Genomic DNA, 17,867 nt, shown 5'->3' on the forward strand with positions numbered 1-17,867 from the left:
AAAAACGTTCTCGAAATAAATGCAAATTAATGCTTTACCTCAACTTAACTTGAGCTATTAGTATGTGTAACGTTGCTTACGAGAATACTTTAAGGAGAGAAGAATGATCCAACTTGAACATGTGAATTTAGTCGTTAAAGACATCCCTGAAATGCTGACTTTCTACAAAGCGGCGTTCCCTCATTGGTATGTCCGTGATGAAGGAAAAGGCGAATGGTCAGGCAAGCCACGTAATTGGCTGCATTTTGGTGACGAATACCAATACATCGCACTGAGCGATCACGGTGAGGGTGAAAATAGAGATTTGGCTGGGCACTCTGTCGGCCTCGCGCACTTCGCTTATGTGACCAATAATATCGAAAGCGTCACTCAACGTCTTATTGATGCGGGCTTCCCGATTGCTAAACCCGGCGCTGAAGAACCTTATCGAAAAAATGTCTACTTTGTAGATCCAGCAGGCTTTGAAATCGAGTTCGTTGAATACCAGAGCGATGATCCCAAACAGCGCAATGCGACAAGCTAGTTGTATAGGACTAGATAGCTATGTAATACCATGAGTTAGCTAGGCGAAAATAGGCTAGAGTAATTATAAAAAAGGGCATTGTGGAATATTCCGCAATGCCCTTTTTAGGTTCTATTTATTAGCTGATATTGAGTGGTTTACTTATTTAGCCTTGAACGGCACTAACAGTTGTTTACCAAACACGTTAATGAGTGCGCCAGTGACAATCAGGCCACCACCTAGATAAGTCCAAACCGATGGAATTTCATTAAAGATCCACACGCCTAACAGCGCTGAAAAGACAATCTGAACGTATGAGTACGCCGAAGCTTTACCCGCCGCTTGGGTCTGCATCGCTTTGGTCAAACCGTATTGGCCGATTTGAGTGAAGATCCCGACGAGTACCAGCATCACGGTTAGGAATAGGCTCGGCCACACAAAGTCCTTCCAGATAAGGGCAGTGGAGATCGGTAGGGCAACCAGTGGGAAGTAGAAGATGATGACAGAGCTGTCTTCCGTTTGGCTCAGCTTTCTCACGATTACATAAGCGATTGAGCTACCAAACGCGCCACATAACGCCACCATAATACTGAATAGTGGTAATTCGCTGCTCGCGCCACTGTTCATGCTTGGTTGTACCATTACCAGTAATCCCGCTAGGCAGAATGCAATGCAGATCATAGTCGATTTTTGGACGCGTTCTTTTAGGAACAACACACCGAGTAATGCGGTAAAGACAGGATGCACGTATTGTAGAATGGTCGCTTCGGCTAACGGTAGCGTGGTCACAGCGTAGTAAACACACATTAGCGCTGCGGTGCCGACTGCGCCTCGAACGAACAACAGAGGTTTGTTGTTACCCCAGATAGAAATGCCTTTTCGTTTTACGTCGATGTAACTGATGATCAAAGACACCAATGCCCTCGCTGCAACGATTTCAAATACAGGTATGCCGTAATTGCTTATGTATTTCACACAAGCTGACATCAGTGCGAATCCAAAAGCGGAGAGGATCATGAATCGAACCCCAACAGGGATCATTGAAAAAGAGAAAGAAGGCATAAAAATATCAATCGGTTGAGGGAGCAGGAATGATAGCTTAGTTTAGGAGAGGCGACCAAAGTCTTTGTCCTGTTCTCGTCAACTTGATTCAATTAATTCTCATTTCTCATTTCTCTTTTCTCTTTTGGCGCACAATAGATTAAAGCTTAATTTAGCACTCTGTTGTGAGTACATGGCATCTTGTTTGAGCATTTCATTCGTTGCAAATACCCTTAAACGAGCATCCTATTTTCCTCACATAAGATCGTCTACAGCTCAAATTTATAAAATCAATATCAACAGAAGGTGACGCTAATTCAACTCTGATTTATCCGTCGTTTTAATTGTCTTAATCACTCATATCATTCTTATGAATTTATAATGAGAGATATGTTCTATGAAACCAATAAATACCCTACTCATATCCACGCTCGCGCTTTGCTCTTTTAGTTCAGCGACTTATGCTGACACTATTCTGCATGCTTTCAACTGGAAGTATTCAGATGTCACAACCAACGCCAATAAAATTGCTCAAGCCGGTTATAAGAAAGTACTGGTTGCTCCGGCAATGAAATCCAGTGGCAGCCAATGGTGGGCGCGTTACCAACCTCAAGATTTGCGTACCATCGACTCTCCTTTGGGCAATAAACAAGATTTGGCCGCAATGATCGCCGCACTCAAAGCTGTGGGCGTTGATGTTTACGCTGATGTAGTGCTGAACCATATGGCGAATGAAAGTTGGAAGCGAAGTGACTTGGATTACCCTGGCACTGAAGTGCTAAACGACTATGATAGCCGTTCAAGCTACTATGCCAACCAGACTCTGTTTGGCAACCTAGCACAAGGCTTTGTCTCGGCTAATGACTTCCATGCCGCAGGCTGTATTTCGGATTGGAACGACCCTGGCCATGTTCAATACTGGCGTTTATGTGGCGCCGATGGTGATGTGGGTCTTCCGGATCTAGATCCAAATAACTGGGTGGTTTCACAACAGCGTTTATATCTGAAAGCGTTAAAGGACATGGGCATCAAAGGTTTCCGAATTGATGCGGTGAAACACATGAGCCAGTACCAAATCGACCAAGTGTTTACGTCTGAGATTACAGCGAACATGCACGTGTTTGGTGAGGTGATTACCAGTGGTGGAGCAGGGAACAGCGGCTATGAGTCATTCTTAGCGCCATACTTAAACAACACCAATCACTCTGCGTACGATTTCCCGTTGTTTGCATCGATTCGATCAGCGTTCTCAATGAGCGGCGGTATGAACCAGCTGTATGATCCACAAGCCTACGGACAAGCTTTGGATGATAACCGCTCAATTACTTTTGCGATCACACATGATATTCCAACCAATGACGGCTTCCGTTATCAGATCATGGATCCACAAGATGAGCAGCTCGCTTACGCTTATATCCTTGGTAAAGATGGTGGCACACCGTTGATCTACAGCGATGATCTTCCTGATTCTGAAGATAAGGATAACGGTCGTTGGGGCAATGTTTGGAACAGTTCGACAATGAAAAACATGTTGAGCTTCCACAATGCGATGCAAGGTAAAACAATGACGATGATCGCGAGCGACCAATGTACTTTGCTGTTCAAGCGAGGCAAAGAAGGTGTGGTTGGTATTAATAAGTGTGGCGAAACTCGTGGGGTGACGGTTGATACTTACCAGCATGAATTTAACTGGAATGTTCAATACAAAGACGTATTAAGCAGCGCGACAGAAACTGTGACTTCTCGTTATCACACCTTCAACTTACCACCACGCAGTGCGCGTATGTTTAAGTTGTAGTGTTTAGCACTCATAGCTACTAGCAGTCATTAGGTAACTGTGAGCAAAGCCAACAACCTAAAAAGCCGCAGCTAATACTGCGGCTTTTCTAGTAGAGAATACATTGCTAGCGCATTAAGCCGTTAAAAAGGCGAGCGGCTATTCGCGATGGCGAACTGTTGGTAAAGCTCTGCCACTTCAACTGGGTTGAACTCATCTTTGTAAGTCAGTTCACTGAGGCGGTGTGTAATGTTTTGCAGCTCGTGAGATCGTTGTTGAGCACGCTGTTGGTAACGTTTGAAAGCTTGCTCTGTGCCTTCAAAGTTAGAGGCAATACTTTGTGCTAGCACATAAGCGTTCTCAATACCTAAGCTAAAACCGATACCCATGGTTGGCAATACAGCGCAACATGAATCTCCGAGTAAAACCGCATTACCACGATACCAAGTATCGAATGGGGCAACGTCGGTAAGGGGAGAAGGTAAGATCTTTGATTCAGGCGTATCTCGAATCATATCCAGTAAATAACTCGGATAGTGAGCGAACTGCTCTAACACGGTTTGTTTAGACAGCGTTTCACCTTCTTTAACGGCACACGCAGCAAACCAATATTTACCTTGGGTTTCTCGGTCATAAGTGTAAGTGACGATACGAGACTTATCGCCTGCGAATACATAACATTCATCATCGCTGATCTCTGGTGCTTTGAAGTCAATCTCGCCGCGGCAGCAGTAGACGTTCGGTTGTCTTAGAGTCACATCCGGCGCGACAAACTTTCTTACTTGAGAGAACACACCGTCGGCACCGACAATGATGTCTGCATCAAGAGGTTCGCCATTGATGAGTATCTGCGGTTGCTTACTGTCTTGGTTTACTGTGCAGTGTTGGTTCGTTGCAATGCAGTCCTCGCCCAATTCATTTAATAACAGTTGGTATAAGCGGCTGCGATGAAATAAACCAATAGGCGCGTTAGCTTTGCTTGGAGAGTCACTCATATTGAGCGTGTTGATGGGAAACCCTGTCGCCGTTAATGTCGAGATGGTATCGACTTGGTTACACGCGGCTTTTACTTTATCGACACCCACCAATGCCGCAAGTACTTGCATGCCCTCTGGCCACATGATGATGCCAGTGCCGTCAGCGCGCGGTTGTTCGGCTTTCTCGTATATTCGAGCTTTAATACCAAATTTACGCAGTGATAACGCGAGTGCTAAACCATTAAGTCCCGCGCCTATAATCGCAACTTTTAGACGTTGTTGTTCCATGACTTTCTCCTAAGAATAAGATGCCAATATCTGTGTACTGGTTCATAGGGCGTAAGATAGGTCATTCGAATCAATAAATAAACGTTATGGATTATAAGGTTAATGCGATTTTGAAATCTTAGGCACAGATCCCTTAATGATCTTGGATGACACCAGACCAATGATTTTGATGGGATAGGGCTTTCAGCAATTCGATCTCTTTTGCAGTCTCTCCTTTAAGCCAATCAATGAGATCATTAATCACAGGCGAGTGAGTGCGCTGGTGGATGAAATAAGTCCACGCACTGTTCTGGATCTTTGCGTTTTTAGGGCAATACAAGAAGCCACGTTGTAGATCCTGTAAAACCAACAGCAAATCCGTCACCGTGACACCTTCACCGGACAAACAAGCACTGAGCGCCATATCCAAAGACAAGAAACTGGTATTTCTGACGGGTTTTTTCGGTGGGAACTCAACATCGGCCAACCATACTTTCCAGTCATGATGATCTAAGGTCGGGTGCAACCGTGGCATGGTTAAGATCGAATCGAGGTCGGTGTCTTTGGTGGTTAAGCTCTTAGAACAGACCGGAGCCATAAACTCTTCACGCAGGAAGGCGATATCAGGTGTGTTGTCGTATCGTTTTTTGAATCGAGTATGGAAGATCAACAAATCGTATTCGCTGCTGTTGATTGCTTCATCCTCTTCAATCACAGGAACGATAACGATCTCGTAATCAGAGTAACGCTCGTTTAATTCGCGAACCTTGGAGATCAGCACTCGTGTGGCAAAACTCAGGGTTGCTTTAATCACAATACGCTTCTGTTTTGGTTCACTCCAAGAGGCGATCACCGATTCGATATTGCCGTAGCTTTCACGCAAAGCCACATACAAATCATGACCTTGTACCGTTAATTCGATGGCTCGATGCTTACGAATGATCAGCGATGCGTTTAGATCATCTTCAAGCTGTTTGATCTGACGACTGATTGCACTCTGTGTCACGTTGAGCTCATCGGCAGCCAACGTAAAGCTCATCAGTCTTGCAGCCGCCTCGAAGGCTTTTAAGCCATTATGTGAGGATGGCAAGCTAGGATATGGTGTCATAATTCGTTCGCATAAGTTTATGGAATGTTAGAGTCGCAAATTTATCAATTGAACGCCAGCCCCATCGATCGTATTTTGGGCGAAATTAACTGAGGCGCTCATGAAAAAAATACTCACTCTTGCATTCCCTTTGATCATTTCACAGCTGATATCCATGGCTTTAGTCCTTACTGATGTTTGGATGATGTCGCGAATCAGCGTGTCAGCCCTAGCGGCTGGTGGCTTAGGTGCCTCTATCTACTTTTTCATCTTTATTATTGCGAGCAGCACGGTAGGCTGTGTCGCCAACCTGATCGCGATCGCTTATGGTCAGCGCGTCGCTCGCCCAGAGTTTGGTAATACACAAATCAGATTGGCGGTGAAAGGCGCAACCATGTTGGCATTCGTGCTCAGCGTGATTTTAATGGCCAGCTTCTGGTTTGCTCCGTTGGTATTAGAAGCAGCAAAACAGCCGCCAGAAGTGATCACCTTAGCTATGGAATATGTGCACGCCTTGAAATGGGTGATGTTGCCTTCGCTTATCTTGTTGGTGCTGCGTGGCTTAACCAGTGCGTTTGGCAATGTGCGCTCAATTCTCGTGATGTCTGTGATCACCGTAATTCTAAACGTGCCTGTGAGCTACTTCCTCACGTTCCAACTTGATATGGGCTTAACAGGCTTGGGTTTAGGTACGGCTATCGCGGCATTTATCGTGATGGTTGGATACACGGTTTGGGTGTTCAAGCGTGACGAGTTCAAGCAATTCGCCCCTTGGTTAAATACCGAAGAGTACTCTATTAAGCTGATGAGCCCTTTATTAATGATGGGTTTACCTATTGGGCTAGCGGCTTTACTTGAGCATGGCTTGATATACGGCGGTACATTAATGGCGGGTACGATCAGTATCGCTTCGTTAGCGCTGCACCAAATTCTGCTTCAATGTTTAAGCTTTACTTGGAACTTCAACTTTGGTTTCTCACAAGCTGCCGCGATTTTGGTTGGTCGCGATTTTGGCGCGGGTAACTACGAAGGAATCAAAAGAACCTCGATTCTAAGCTTTATTTTGGTGTCGGTATTGAGCGTAGCGCTGTCAGCCGTGTTCATCATATGGCCTGAAATGATCGCTTCTATCTTCAAGTTAGACGATGGCACTGGCGCGATGACTTCGCTGTTGGCTTCTGTTATTTGGGTCGTTGCTCTGTGCTTTATTGTTGATGCTTGGCAACTATTGGCGATTAACTTGCTAAGAGGGATGAAAATTGTCTCAATGCCAACCGTGATGACAGCCATTGGCTACTGGGCGTTTGGCCTACCTGCCGCTTGGTATCTGATGCCAAAATTCGAATTAGCAGGGATCTGGGGCGGGATCGGTGTTGGTTTAGGTGTCACAGGTATTCTGCTGCTTATCCAATTGATGCGTGTTATTCAAAAGAACAGCAAGTCTCCAGAGCTGTCTAATCATGCTTACACGTAAATAAGTTGAGAGGCAGATTTATTTTTAAGTACGCGTATTGATCTGGCATATAGGTCAATTGACAAAACTTCTCTGCTGTCGATGAAGAACCTTCGATAAAAAGCCGCAGTCATTAAGGTGACTGCGGCTTTTTGTTGTCTGTTTCGATCCCTTTTATTCGTGGGGAAAGGGAATCTATATCAGGGCAGAGCTGTCTATTGTTTTCCAACAGGCGGCTTTCCACCCGTCAGTGCTGATTTCATCATGGTTTTGAATTGCTCTTTTTGCGCTTCAGTTAACACGTTATAGATGTTGTTCTTAAGACGCATTTCTTGCATCACCATTGACTTCTCAGTGGCTTGAACTGTGTCGATGACTTTTTCCATCTCGGCTTCATCAAAATCAGGTTGAGTCACCAGGCTGACCTGTTTCTTCTTCAGTTCTATCGCGCTCTCCATATCAATTTCTGTTCTATCGGATTGATAATCTTCAACAAGAGAGAACACTTCCGCTTGTTGCTCTTCAGTTAGATTCAAAGAAGCAATAACCATTTGCAGTGGGCTAAGCGCTGGTTGCGGCGGTTGTTGTGGTGTTGAAGCACTCACAAACGGAGCGGTAACGAGTAAAGCTGAAGCAGTTAATACACAAAGCGACTTTTTCAGTGATTTCATTGAGTTTCTCCTGTTAGTGGAAACATGAGTATAGACGGCGGAGCTGAACTCGATATGAACACGCTGTTCAGTTAAGTGCGTCCAACTGATTACGTTCAGAAAGCTATGTTCAGAAAGTTACGTTCTCGTGGGCACAGGACGAGTTAGACCTTGGTCTTACAGAAACCGAGCGCAAAGGTGACTAGAATGATTTGAGTTGCTCACCGTTTTATCAAGGAATACACAAATGGAAGTTGGATTGTTCTGGGCTGAAAAAGGAATGCTAGTGCTTGGCGCACTGTTTGTTTTGACGAGCATGATGCAGTACGGAAGACGCAGTAGTGATTGGAAGGGCGTGATTACTATGTTTTACAAGCGTATCCCAATGAATATTGCGGAATACAAATGGTACCGTTTAGGCATCGCTTTATTGGTTTTTGCCGTGGTGATACGTTTCGCATTACTGATCCTATGGCCGTCGTACCAGTTCTAGCCTGTTTGTATTTGCTCTGATGTATAAGACATCTTGTATTCGCTCTCTTGTATTGGATATATAGAAGCGATAAATGCATGAGTAAATCAAGCCTTAATAAACCGACTTATTAGGGCTTTGATTTAATAAAATAGTGTTAATACTCCACAATATCGAGTTGTTATTATCTTTGTAGCATATTGTTTTTCATAAAGAATAATGCGAGATAATAGCTTACCTGCTTGTTTCATCATTCTTACTAATAATCTACATATAAATCCATTCACCCCGTACCTGATACCATAATGTTCTGTTACACTCGTCCGAATTAGCTTTAATTTGTCGGTGGTGCATTTATGTCGTTCCCAGTTCTTATATGTGATGATTCTGCGTTAGCAAGGAAGCAGATGGCGCGCTCACTGCCTGCTTCTCTTAACGCGGATATAACTTTTGCTGTCCATGGGCTAGATGCGCTTGAAAAGCTAGCACAACAGAAATTCCAATTGATGTTCCTCGACCTCACCATGCCTGAGTTAGATGGTTATGGCACTTTGGAAGAGATGAAGCGACTGGGCGACCCAACGCCTGTGGTTGTCGTTTCTGGTGATATCCAGCCAAAAGCACAACAGAAGGTGATGGATCTCGGCGCTAAAGCGTTTTTGCAAAAGCCGATCGATAAAGAAGCGTTAAAAGCGATTTTACGTGAGCACGTCGAGCCACCAAAACAACCTCAACTGTATACACCTACTGCTCTCGAACTTCCAATATTGCGCCGACGCGATATCTATATGGAAGTGGCGAACGTAGCGATAGGCCGTGCTGCTGATGCACTGGCTCGTCACTTTAATGTATTTGTCCACTTGCCACTGCCGAACGTCAACATCTTCGAAGTGAGCGAATTGCACATGGCGCTTCGTGACCTAGCAGACAACGACCAAGTGTCGGGTGTTTGCCAAGGCTTCAGCGGAGAAGGCATTGCAGGCGAAGCATTAGTCTTACTGAGTGACTCCAGCGTGAGCGACCTTAAGAAGCTCATGAAGGTGCCAACCGAAAGCGAACAGCTTGAAGAACTAGAACTGCTGATGGATGTATCGAATATCCTAGTTGGTTCTTTCCTTAACGGGCTAGGGGAGCAATCTGAGGTTCGTTTCTTCCAGAGTTCTCCGGTTTTGCTCGGGCAACACATCTCGATTGATTCCGTGATTGAGAATACCAGTGGCTCGTTTAAGAAGACCATGACCTTTGAAGTCAGCTATAACATTGATGGCACTTCAATCCGTTGTGACCTTCTGTTTATGTTCGTTGACGAATCTCTTCCTCTTCTAGACAACAAATTGGCCTACCTAATGGAGGAGTTTTAATATGCTGAATCTTCCTGCTGAATTTGAACAGTTCCACTGGATGGTGGATATGGTTCAAAACGTCGATATGGGGCTGGTGGTCATTAACCGTGACTTTCAGGTGCAAGTTTGGAATGGCTTTATGACACACCATAGCGGTAAGCAATCGCATGATGCTATCGGTAAGTCTATCTTTGAACTATTCCCTGAAATCCCTGAAGAGTGGTTTAGGCTCAAAACCAAGCCAGTCTACGATCTAGGCTGTCGCAGCTTTATTACATGGCAACAAAGGCCTTATCTGTTTAAGTGCCGCAATGTTCGCCCTGTAACTCAACAAGCTGATTTCATGTACCAGAACGTGACACTGAATCCGATGCGTTCGCCAACAGGCCAAGTGACTTCGTTGTTCTTGTCTATTCAAGATGCGACCGCAGAGGCGTTAATGTCGAATAAGGGCTAGAACCTGTCTAGTTCTATGACTCCATAGCAATAGCACTAGCTTAGAAACAACAATCCAAACATCAAATAAAAATGGCTAAGGTGAATCACCTTAGCCATTTTTTTGTTTTCTATCTTTTTTGTTTTCTATCTTTTTTGTTTTCTAGTCTTTAGGTTTTTTAGTCTACTCACTTTTTACATCTCATATTTGCGCCGTTTTTCTCGTCAGCCAACCCACTTTGTTCGAGCCTCTTTACTGAATAACCCCGATTGATTGAACAACACGGCCATAAAGCAGCGTGTTTTTGAATGCAGTTAGTTTATAAAGTCGAATCTTGAGTGGAGGATTTGATGGAGCGCGCACTTTGGATTATCGAAACTAAGTGAATCTCGACCTCTAAATCGCCCCCATTACACAGTGCTTTTTCAAATTGAGGCGAACTGACAAGGTGGTGAGATTGCCGGATTTGGTCGAAAACAAAGAAAATTTGGGAAAAAATCGAATTTATTTAAGAAAAAAGACATTTTTTTGTTGGAGAAAAGAGTGATCTTTATGTGATTTAGAGGCACTTTCTTCACATATTTGCTTAATGAGGGTGATATTGAGTGAAATAGGGAGGAAAACGATTGCGCAATAAACCGACAGCGTTTGCGTGAATAGTTCACTAAGTTATTAATTAGTAAGAATTTAGTGGGAAAGTAAAGCTGAGCGGTTTGTAGCAGATATGGAATCTTTGAGAGGATAGCATAAAAAAAGTGAAATATCAGACTTGCTGTTAGTAAATCACAACCTATAATGCTGAAAACCGGAGCGTCTGCCAACGCTCCGGTTTTTTTGTGTCCGAAGAAAAGTAAACTCGTCTGCCAACGGTTTTACTACGCATTTCGCGAGAGACACATAATTTTATGAATCAAGGAAAACACCATGCGTATCGAACAAGAACTTAAGTTAGGTTTCAAAGATGTACTCTTCCGTCCGAAGCGTTCTACCCTTAAAAGCCGTTCTCAAGTTGAATTAACCCGCGATTTTACATTCAAGCATAGCGGTCGTCAATGGTCTGGTACTCCAGTAATTGCAGCGAACATGGATTCGGTAGCAAGCTTTGAAATGGCAGCCGCTCTAGCAGAGCACGGTGTTATGACTGCAGTACACAAGCACTACACAGTAGAGCAGTGGGCTGAGTTTGCTAAAACAGCAGACAAGAAAACGCTGAACAACGTTTTTGTATCAACTGGTACTTCTGAAGCTGAGTTCGAGAAAGTTAAGAAGATCATGGCGCTTAGCGAAGAGTTTGTGTTCATCTGTATCGATATCGCTAACGGCTACTCAGAGCACCTTGTTGAGTTCGTACAAAAAGTACGTGCTGAATTCCCAACTAAAGTTATCTCTGCGGGTAACGTTGTAACAGGTGACATGGTTGAAGAGCTAATCCTAGCGGGTGCAGACATCGTTAAGGTTGGTATCGGCCCTGGTTCGGTTTGTACTACACGTGTTAAAACAGGCGTAGGTTACCCTCAACTTTCTGCAATCATCGAGTGTGGCGACGCGGCACACGGCCTTGGCGGCATGATCATCGGTGACGGTGGTTGTTCATGTGCGGGTGACGTATCTAAAGCATTCGGCGGCGGTGCTGACTTCGTAATGCTAGGCGGCATGCTAGCTGGTCACTCTGAGTCAGGCGGTGAAGTTGTAGAGCAAGACGGTAAGCAATACATGAAGTTCTACGGCATGTCATCTCAGTCGGCTATGGACAAGCACTCAGGTGGTGTTGCTAAGTATCGTGCTGCGGAAGGTAAAACTGTTTTACTTCCATACCGTGGTTCAGTTCACAACACAATTTCTGACATCCTTGGTGGTGTACGTTCAACTTGTACATACGTAGGCGCAGCAAAGCTTAAAGAGCTAACTAAGCGTACGACTTTCATCCGTGTACAAGAGCAAGAGAACAACGTATTCGGTAAAGAGTAATCTGAACTGATTCGAATAGTGTTGAAACAACCATAAATTGATATTGCCTCTTCATGGGCTAAACTTACGTAAGTTTACGACAAAATCGTGAAGAGGCAATATTATGTCTGCTCTACCTTCCCCTTCTGCTGCCATCCTGCTTGAACTTGAAACTGCATTTAACACTCCTGCTCGAAACTTAACTAAATCAAGTGGAAAAACATACACCGTTACGTCAGTGCTAAGATGGGAAAAGAGTCACGGTAGAATCTTTTTTAGAATGTGCCGCTTGTTATCATTTTGATTTCGAACCTAGTATCGTTCGCTTTTGTTCTCAGCCGATAAGATTTTCATATTGCCTAAACGGTAAAACCCATACTTACGTTCCAGACTTTCTAGTTCAATTTGATACCGGTGAATATAAGTTGTAAGAGGTAAAGTCCGATATGGAAAGCTCAAAAGAGGAGTTTCATTGTGAATGGGAAGCAAAAGTTCGAGGTGTGTTTGACATAGAGTTAGATCTAGAACTGGTTACAGAGGAAGAAATACTGGAAGAGGTCATATTTAGCAACCTTAAGCTTTTGCATAAATATGCCTCAAGAGATCACTTGAACGACTTCCATCAAACTCTCCTCACTACTTTAAAACTGAATGGTACCCAAACAGCAAAGAGTTTAGGGCACCACCTTGACCTAAGTGGAAGAAAAATATTACACATTCCTGTGTGATTTGCTCTCTGGTATAAACGGCTCGAAAAGCCAAGTACAAGTGGCTTTCAAAGGAGAAAAATGAAGTCTTTACCTTGACTCAATTCGAGTTTGATAGGTTACTTTCTGGCGTCACATTATTGGCAATAAATCCGTTCGAATAAACGATTTTACAATAACTTAAACGATAATAAAGTCGTATATACCAAGCGTTCATGGCATTATTTCAGTATAATTGTGCCATGAAAAAGACACCAAATATCAACCCCAAAAGTTAAGGTGTTGCCGAGCGACAAGCGATCGTGAAGCCGCTAAAGAGGTTGAGGTCGTAACGACTACCACGACACGAAAAAGCGCGGTAAACGCAAGCCACTCTCAAAGACCTTACCTCGCGAGGTAAGGTCTCGATTTAGACGACCATGAAAAACAGTGTGTTTGCTGTAATCATAGTCTGCATAAAATCGGTGAAGACCGCAGTGAGAAATTTGACTTTTCACCAGCCGTGTTCAAAGTGCTGGAATATGTTCGCCCTAAGTATGCTTGCCGCCAATGCGAACGAACAGAAGACAACAACAGCGTCGTTCAAAAGCCAGCCCCGCAAAGCATTATCCCTAAGAGCTTCGCGACAGAAAGCTTGTTTGCCAATATCATCCTTGGCAAATATCAATGCGCGATGCCACAGTATCGACAAGAGTCGTTGTTTACCCAATCGGTTACCGAACTGTCACGTCCGCCATGGCCAAGGTGGATTATCCAAGTCAGTGAGAAGTTTGCACCGCTTTGATGGTCTTCAGCGAGTGATCAATGTCGGATGCTTAGCGTAAATTCGTGGATGCTAAGAAGCTCAAGGAAAAAGCAAGTAGGGCAAAGTAGGTAAAGCACTGGCTAAAATCTAGAAGCTCTTTGGAATAGAACCACGCTTGAAAGGAGTATTTGCCGAAAACGAAAAGCAGAACGCCAGATACACGCCAAGCCAATACTGGATGAGTTGTACGAATGGATGACGATTCGGCAAGTGATAACCTCAAGCCCATTAGGTAAAGCGATTAAATATACGCTTGGGCAATGGCCGAAACGTATTCGCTACCTCGATGATGGTCACTTATCGATAGACAATAACCGTACTGAACGCGCAATTAAACCGCCTGGTCCTATATGACTACATGGTCAAGTGCATGAAAGAGTTAGCGAAAGCTACCCCAGATATCGATGGACTCCCACTTTGGAACTTCAAACACCAGTAATGTCGCCCCGTGGGGCATGGGGCGTATACGGTAAAAATCATAAATCTCAATTACTCACCATCGTTGATAAGGCCTTTAAAGTAGTGACAATAAGAAGAATCAAAAGTAAGTCTTCTGAGGCGCTTATCAAAGGGTTTCAAGACGTACATCCATCTACTTTCTATGAGCTTAAGACCATCACTGCAGATAATGGAACTGAGTTCGCTGGTCATCAAGATGTAGCGGCGATAACAAAGACAGGTTTTTACTTTGGCAAGCTGTATTGTTCATGGGGGCGTGGTCTGGATGAGCGCACCAATGGTCTTATACGGCGATAGACTCCAACAACGTCAGTGACCATGAGCTATCAATAATAGACCATATCTTGAATACTCGCGGTAGTGAGTGTTCAGATTTTTATTAACCTTACGATATATTTATGCAGCACCTGAATGCTGCATAAGGGGAAGTATTGCGTTTTATCTGGCGGAGGGGAAAAACTTTGAGACAGAACCAAACAAAGCTCATTCTAAGGCTTATTTATCAATTATCCAACAACCTCATATCATCCAATCCAGTTAATTCTGGATAATATTCTCCTAAATCAGATGGATTAATCGGTTCAATAGCTACATCGGTAAGATAACAAGTTGTATTGGTCAAGCTACCTTCCCAAGATGGATCACTCCCCCTATGTCTAATATTAACAATTCCTCTATCCAATACATAACCAGTCTTTCCATTCCAAGTATATATTGGAGGAATTTTAGTTGTAGGGTAGTATAGTCCTTGCTGTTCAGAAAGTTGAGTAACAATATCTTTTGGAGCTAAGAAAATATAAGCATATCCTTCGGCATCTATATAATCATTTAGTTGACGACTATTCACTGCATATCTTGTTTCTTCGGTTGAAAGGTTTTGATAAGTATCAATAACTAGCTCTTGTACTTGATAACCTTCATATATGCGATCTGGTGAGTCACTCGAAATGAATGTCGTTGGCATTTTCATTTTTAAAACAAAATACGGTTTCTCTGAATTATTTATATCATAAGAAACAAGATAATCAGCAGAGCAGCCATCTAGGGCTATAGTTTCTTGATCGCCCCATTCACCATTATAAAAAGACTCTGTAGACGGCCTGTAAAAGTCAATAAGTTCAACGTTATTCGTTTCTGATTTTGAGCTGCTAATTTGGGTATCTATATTAACCAATTTAGATGGGAGTTTTTTTAATATACGATCTAAATTCGATAAGCTAATATCAGAAGAGTTCAATCTATTCGGATTTGGCCTTTCATATGAAAAAACACTTGGGTTGCCTTTTACAAATGGATTTAAACCACCATCTAAAACAAGCAGCTCATCACCTCTGAAATGAGCCTCTTCTAGAGTTAAGAAAGTAGTATTATTAATGTATTTTCGTAAAGATAATGAAATATATCCAGCCTGTTCAAAGAAACCCTCGACAGTTAGGGTTTGAGGCATCTCAATATGATTCCCAGCGCCAAAAGCATAGCTCATAACAGTGGCATACCCAGAGAATATTCTCGAGTTATTTGAGAAAGAGGCGCTCTGAGAATTACGACTACCATCATTATTTATTACTGTCACTTCAGGCCAGTAGATACTTGAAATTTCAACAGGCTCTCTACTGCCTTCATCTGGACTCCATGCACTATAATAGCGAATATATAATACATATTATCTTTTCCAACTGTCGGCTCTAGATCGAAATGTTGAGAATATCGTGGCATTGTTTGCAAAAGTGACATAAGGGACTCCAAAAATTAGGTTTAAAACTTGCTATATATACGACATAAGAAGTATCCATCAACGGTTGGACGCATAAGCTAATTCTTGAGCAGATACACAAGAAGCGTATAGGCTATAATAATCTGAAAATGAAAGTACTTCCCCTATAAACAAGTCAACACTAAAGAAATTTGAATTGACATTTGTTCGTGAAAAATAAGCAATGTATGTTGGCCACCCAAAAGTATCAGCCATATCCTCGTTATATGGGTTGTCGAACTGGTATAAGGCCTTAAGTTCATCTAAAGTAGCGCGACGCCAATTTGAGCGTTCGCCAAATGCTCTATGGTTCAAATTTTGGCACCAACGAGCAAGTTGCCCTTCTGTACCATTAGTAACCATAGTTTTCCCACCATCTTGGCGAAATAAGGCAAATGGTTCCCAAGGGCTAATGCCAGCATAAGTATTACCTTCATTATAGGGTGTATCTGAAATGGTATAACCCAAAGCATCAACGGTCGCTTTAGAAGGTGTTGAGGTAAACCTCTTTAATGAGCCATCAGTTGGATCTACGATTTCTCTAATTTTTAAACAAACTCCAACAGCATTACTCAAATCTTCGTCATTAATTCCCGACTCGGGTTCATTGCCTGATTCACCACATACAGGTAAATACTGATCATGTTTAGATATTGACTCTTGAGTAGCTTCTGCACTGGAACAACTCAATACAGCTATGGTTAACAAGATATATTGCTTCATTCTTCTCTCTTGATAATTTTGAATAGTTATATAAAAGGAATTTTGGTTAAAATTTAACTAAAAACTGCTAGTATTTTTGAAATGAAAATAACTTTAGTAGCATTACACGAAAGTTTAGTAGAGCTTACGTCTCGCTTTTTTTGACTTGCAATATTTGCATTCAACTTGTTAAAGTCTCTTACCTCTCTTTCAGACGGTCCTATCTGTTGTTGATGTACTGGAATATCACCATTTAAATGATATTGTATCCTGAAGTAATCTTGTAAATTTGACATAATAGGAGCTTGATTTGTAAGTACTTCTTCACAACCTGACAGATATCGCCCCGGATGTGCAAAGCCTAAGATATGTCCTAGTTCGTGTGTCGTGATATAGGTTAATATGGATTCAATTAGCTCGTGATCGTCTCTATGAAAAATATGGCTACGATCAACCCCATTTAAGTTATTGAGCGTATTAGCTATTTGATTAGGGTGAACTTGCAACAGTCCTTGTTCTGAAAAACTATTTTGAAAGTAATAGCCTGGTGGAAAAGCAATAGCATTTGCTAGCCTATCATGTACACTTCTCTCAAATATAAAATCAGCATCAGAACGAGAATAAACTCGGTTGTACCTAATACCTAGTTGGCTCCAATTGGAAAATGTTTGTTCTAATATTTGCGTTGTTTGAAATTGATATGATTGACCGTTGTGTTCTATACGAATGTTTCCGGAACTTTCGTCTATAAAATAATTGACTTGATTACCATACACTACTCGAGCTTGAAACTGATTTATCATAGGATTTCTTTCTTTAAAACCTGGAAAAAAAACAGTTTCGATCAATTCTTTTTTTAAATTAAATGTAGGGCTAGCAAGGCAATGGCTACTTATTGTGATAACCACAAAAAATAGCACATAAGAGCCTAGAGTCTTATAGTTTGTATACTTCGATGGCATATATATCACTCCCGTTGATGCAAGCTTTCACTTGCGCACCTGTAATTAGGGCAAGTCGGGCGTTGTTAATTATGGGAGTATATCCACTCGCTTCAGGCTCTCTATAAAAAATTTTGCCTCCATGAGTGTTATTACGAGTATCTAAAATTTCAACCCAAGTATCTTCATATCCATTGTAAGCGGTGGTGGAATTCATTCGATTAACTGTTCCGGTTATTACTGGGTATCCATTACAAACTTTCGTACTAAAAATCCCTTCATATTTCGCATGACTAACAGAGCTAAATACGCTGAATAAAAGAGTAAATAAAATAGATGGTATTTTCATAAACTATCCTTGATTAAGTTGTTGATAACAGGGCGTCGGAATGCCATATACGGTTGACGTATTTTCTTTACAGGAAATAATATAAAAGTATTCCACGATGTCTAAGTTTGAAGGCTAATCCTCCCCTATGTTATTTTTAATAAGTTCTACATGCTAAATATAACCCCCACGAGGGTTATATGATTAAGTTCCTTTTCGA

18 protein-coding genes and 1 pseudogene are annotated in these 17,867 nt (G+C 42.5%); 11 read left to right on the forward strand and 8 right to left on the reverse strand.

The window, feature by feature from the left end; genetic code table 11:
* Positions 1–103: 103 nt before the first annotated feature.
* Positions 104–523: a VOC family protein gene (locus AB8613_RS20790; RefSeq protein WP_102433981.1), complete on the forward strand. Its 420-nt coding sequence runs from the start codon at positions 104–106 to the stop codon at positions 521–523.
* Between the two features lie 141 nt (positions 524–664).
* On the opposite strand, the gene AB8613_RS20795 is transcribed toward AB8613_RS20790, so the two are convergent.
* On the reverse strand, positions 665–1,564 hold the full coding sequence (locus tag AB8613_RS20795; protein ID WP_372384902.1) for a DMT family transporter: 900 nt from the start codon (positions 1,562–1,564) through the stop codon (positions 665–667).
* 376 nt (positions 1,565–1,940) lie between these two features.
* Between AB8613_RS20795 and AB8613_RS20800 the strand changes: the two genes are divergently transcribed.
* The gene (locus AB8613_RS20800) at positions 1,941–3,341 is read left to right on the forward strand and encodes an alpha-amylase family protein (RefSeq protein WP_372384903.1); all 1,401 of its coding nucleotides are present in this window, start codon (positions 1,941–1,943) and stop codon (positions 3,339–3,341) included.
* Between the two features lie 122 nt (positions 3,342–3,463).
* Here the strand turns inward: AB8613_RS20800 and AB8613_RS20805 are convergent, their stop codons facing one another.
* Complete coding sequence (locus AB8613_RS20805) at positions 3,464–4,585, reverse strand: FAD-dependent monooxygenase (RefSeq protein WP_372384904.1); 1,122 nt, start codon at positions 4,583–4,585, stop codon at positions 3,464–3,466.
* Positions 4,586–4,718: 133 nt separating this feature from the next.
* The gene (locus AB8613_RS20810; protein WP_372384905.1) at positions 4,719–5,672 is read right to left on the reverse strand and encodes a LysR family transcriptional regulator; all 954 of its coding nucleotides are present in this window, start codon (positions 5,670–5,672) and stop codon (positions 4,719–4,721) included.
* A gap of 100 nt (positions 5,673–5,772) precedes the next feature.
* On the opposite strand from AB8613_RS20810, the gene AB8613_RS20815 reads away from it, so the two are divergent.
* On the forward strand, positions 5,773–7,125 hold the full coding sequence (locus AB8613_RS20815; protein ID WP_372384906.1) for an MATE family efflux transporter: 1,353 nt from the start codon (positions 5,773–5,775) through the stop codon (positions 7,123–7,125).
* Positions 7,126–7,319: 194 nt separating this feature from the next.
* Here AB8613_RS20815 and AB8613_RS20820 read toward each other — a convergent pair whose 3' ends face one another.
* Positions 7,320–7,775 (reverse strand): Spy/CpxP family protein refolding chaperone, encoded by a 456-nt coding sequence (locus tag AB8613_RS20820; RefSeq protein WP_192891170.1) that lies wholly within the window; start codon positions 7,773–7,775, stop codon positions 7,320–7,322.
* A 226-nt stretch (positions 7,776–8,001) separates the two neighbouring features.
* Between AB8613_RS20820 and AB8613_RS20825 the strand changes: the two genes are divergently transcribed.
* The 8 genes and pseudogenes from AB8613_RS20825 (at position 8,002) to AB8613_RS20860 (ending at position 14,220) form a co-directional block, all read left to right on the forward strand.
* The gene (locus tag AB8613_RS20825; protein ID WP_029223306.1) at positions 8,002–8,247 is read left to right on the forward strand and encodes a hypothetical protein; all 246 of its coding nucleotides are present in this window, start codon (positions 8,002–8,004) and stop codon (positions 8,245–8,247) included.
* A 335-nt stretch (positions 8,248–8,582) separates the two neighbouring features.
* On the forward strand, positions 8,583–9,587 hold the full coding sequence (locus tag AB8613_RS20830) for a response regulator (RefSeq protein WP_372384907.1): 1,005 nt from the start codon (positions 8,583–8,585) through the stop codon (positions 9,585–9,587).
* Between the two features lies 1 nt (position 9,588).
* A complete protein-coding gene (locus AB8613_RS20835) occupies positions 9,589–10,026 on the forward strand; it encodes a PAS domain-containing protein (protein ID WP_102433974.1) in 438 nt (145 codons plus the stop codon).
* 903 nt (positions 10,027–10,929) lie between these two features.
* Entirely contained in the window at positions 10,930–11,973 is a 1,044-nt protein-coding gene (locus AB8613_RS20840; protein WP_009844818.1) for a GMP reductase, read from the forward strand.
* 320 nt (positions 11,974–12,293) lie between these two features.
* On the forward strand, positions 12,294–12,383 hold the full coding sequence (locus AB8613_RS20845) for a hypothetical protein (protein WP_372385805.1): 90 nt from the start codon (positions 12,294–12,296) through the stop codon (positions 12,381–12,383).
* A 15-nt stretch (positions 12,384–12,398) separates the two neighbouring features.
* Positions 12,399–12,680: a hypothetical protein gene (locus AB8613_RS20850; protein WP_372384908.1), complete on the forward strand. Its 282-nt coding sequence runs from the start codon at positions 12,399–12,401 to the stop codon at positions 12,678–12,680.
* A 283-nt stretch (positions 12,681–12,963) separates the two neighbouring features.
* Positions 12,964–13,903: pseudogene (locus tag AB8613_RS20855) on the forward strand (transposase); the annotation flags it as partial.
* A complete protein-coding gene (locus AB8613_RS20860; RefSeq protein ID WP_372384909.1) occupies positions 13,882–14,220 on the forward strand; it encodes an IS30 family transposase in 339 nt (112 codons plus the stop codon). The pseudogene AB8613_RS20855 and the gene AB8613_RS20860, both read left to right, overlap by 22 nt.
* 205 nt (positions 14,221–14,425) lie before the next feature.
* Here the strand turns inward: AB8613_RS20860 and AB8613_RS20865 are convergent, their stop codons facing one another.
* From AB8613_RS20865 to AB8613_RS20880, 4 genes are all read right to left on the reverse strand, one after another.
* On the reverse strand, positions 14,426–15,406 hold the full coding sequence (locus AB8613_RS20865; protein ID WP_372384910.1) for a hypothetical protein: 981 nt from the start codon (positions 15,404–15,406) through the stop codon (positions 14,426–14,428).
* Between the two features lie 309 nt (positions 15,407–15,715).
* Positions 15,716–16,399 (reverse strand): hypothetical protein, encoded by a 684-nt coding sequence (locus AB8613_RS20870; protein ID WP_372384911.1) that lies wholly within the window; start codon positions 16,397–16,399, stop codon positions 15,716–15,718.
* Between the two features lie 53 nt (positions 16,400–16,452).
* Positions 16,453–17,340: a hypothetical protein gene (locus AB8613_RS20875; protein WP_372384912.1), complete on the reverse strand. Its 888-nt coding sequence runs from the start codon at positions 17,338–17,340 to the stop codon at positions 16,453–16,455.
* Positions 17,315–17,668, reverse strand: coding sequence for a hypothetical protein (locus tag AB8613_RS20880; protein WP_372384913.1), 354 nt, complete (start codon positions 17,666–17,668; stop codon positions 17,315–17,317). The genes AB8613_RS20875 and AB8613_RS20880 overlap by 26 nt, the downstream gene beginning before the upstream one ends.
* Between the last annotated feature and the right edge of the window lie 199 nt (positions 17,669–17,867).

Source organism: Vibrio sp. BS-M-Sm-2 (assembly GCF_041504345.1).
In the GTDB taxonomy this organism is placed as follows: Bacteria; Pseudomonadota; Gammaproteobacteria; order Enterobacterales; family Vibrionaceae; genus Vibrio; species Vibrio satsumensis.

What these genes read in the sequence shown, in the direction of transcription:
- AB8613_RS20820 (WP_192891170.1), bottom strand. Translation starts at nt 7,775, where the DNA reads ATGAAATCACTGAAAAAGTCGCTTTGTGTATTAACTGCTTCAGCTTTA.
- AB8613_RS20825 (WP_029223306.1), top strand. Translation starts at nt 8,002, where the DNA reads ATGGAAGTTGGATTGTTCTGGGCTGAAAAAGGAATGCTAGTGCTTGGC.
- AB8613_RS20870 (WP_372384911.1), bottom strand. Translation starts at nt 16,399, where the DNA reads ATGAAGCAATATATCTTGTTAACCATAGCTGTATTGAGTTGTTCCAGT.
- AB8613_RS20850 (WP_372384908.1), top strand. Translation starts at nt 12,399, where the DNA reads ATGGAAAGCTCAAAAGAGGAGTTTCATTGTGAATGGGAAGCAAAAGTT.
- AB8613_RS20830 (WP_372384907.1), top strand. Translation starts at nt 8,583, where the DNA reads ATGTCGTTCCCAGTTCTTATATGTGATGATTCTGCGTTAGCAAGGAAG.
- AB8613_RS20805 (WP_372384904.1), bottom strand. Translation starts at nt 4,585, where the DNA reads ATGGAACAACAACGTCTAAAAGTTGCGATTATAGGCGCGGGACTTAAT.
- AB8613_RS20795 (WP_372384902.1), bottom strand. Translation starts at nt 1,564, where the DNA reads ATGCCTTCTTTCTCTTTTTCAATGATCCCTGTTGGGGTTCGATTCATG.
- AB8613_RS20790 (WP_102433981.1), top strand. Translation starts at nt 104, where the DNA reads ATGATCCAACTTGAACATGTGAATTTAGTCGTTAAAGACATCCCTGAA.
- AB8613_RS20835 (WP_102433974.1), top strand. Translation starts at nt 9,589, where the DNA reads ATGCTGAATCTTCCTGCTGAATTTGAACAGTTCCACTGGATGGTGGAT.
- AB8613_RS20810 (WP_372384905.1), bottom strand. Translation starts at nt 5,672, where the DNA reads ATGACACCATATCCTAGCTTGCCATCCTCACATAATGGCTTAAAAGCC.
- AB8613_RS20875 (WP_372384912.1), bottom strand. Translation starts at nt 17,340, where the DNA reads ATGCCATCGAAGTATACAAACTATAAGACTCTAGGCTCTTATGTGCTA.
- AB8613_RS20840 (WP_009844818.1), top strand. Translation starts at nt 10,930, where the DNA reads ATGCGTATCGAACAAGAACTTAAGTTAGGTTTCAAAGATGTACTCTTC.
- AB8613_RS20800 (WP_372384903.1), top strand. Translation starts at nt 1,941, where the DNA reads ATGAAACCAATAAATACCCTACTCATATCCACGCTCGCGCTTTGCTCT.
- AB8613_RS20880 (WP_372384913.1), bottom strand. Translation starts at nt 17,668, where the DNA reads ATGAAAATACCATCTATTTTATTTACTCTTTTATTCAGCGTATTTAGC.
- AB8613_RS20865 (WP_372384910.1), bottom strand. Translation starts at nt 15,406, where the DNA reads ATGAGCTATGCTTTTGGCGCTGGGAATCATATTGAGATGCCTCAAACC.
- AB8613_RS20815 (WP_372384906.1), top strand. Translation starts at nt 5,773, where the DNA reads ATGAAAAAAATACTCACTCTTGCATTCCCTTTGATCATTTCACAGCTG.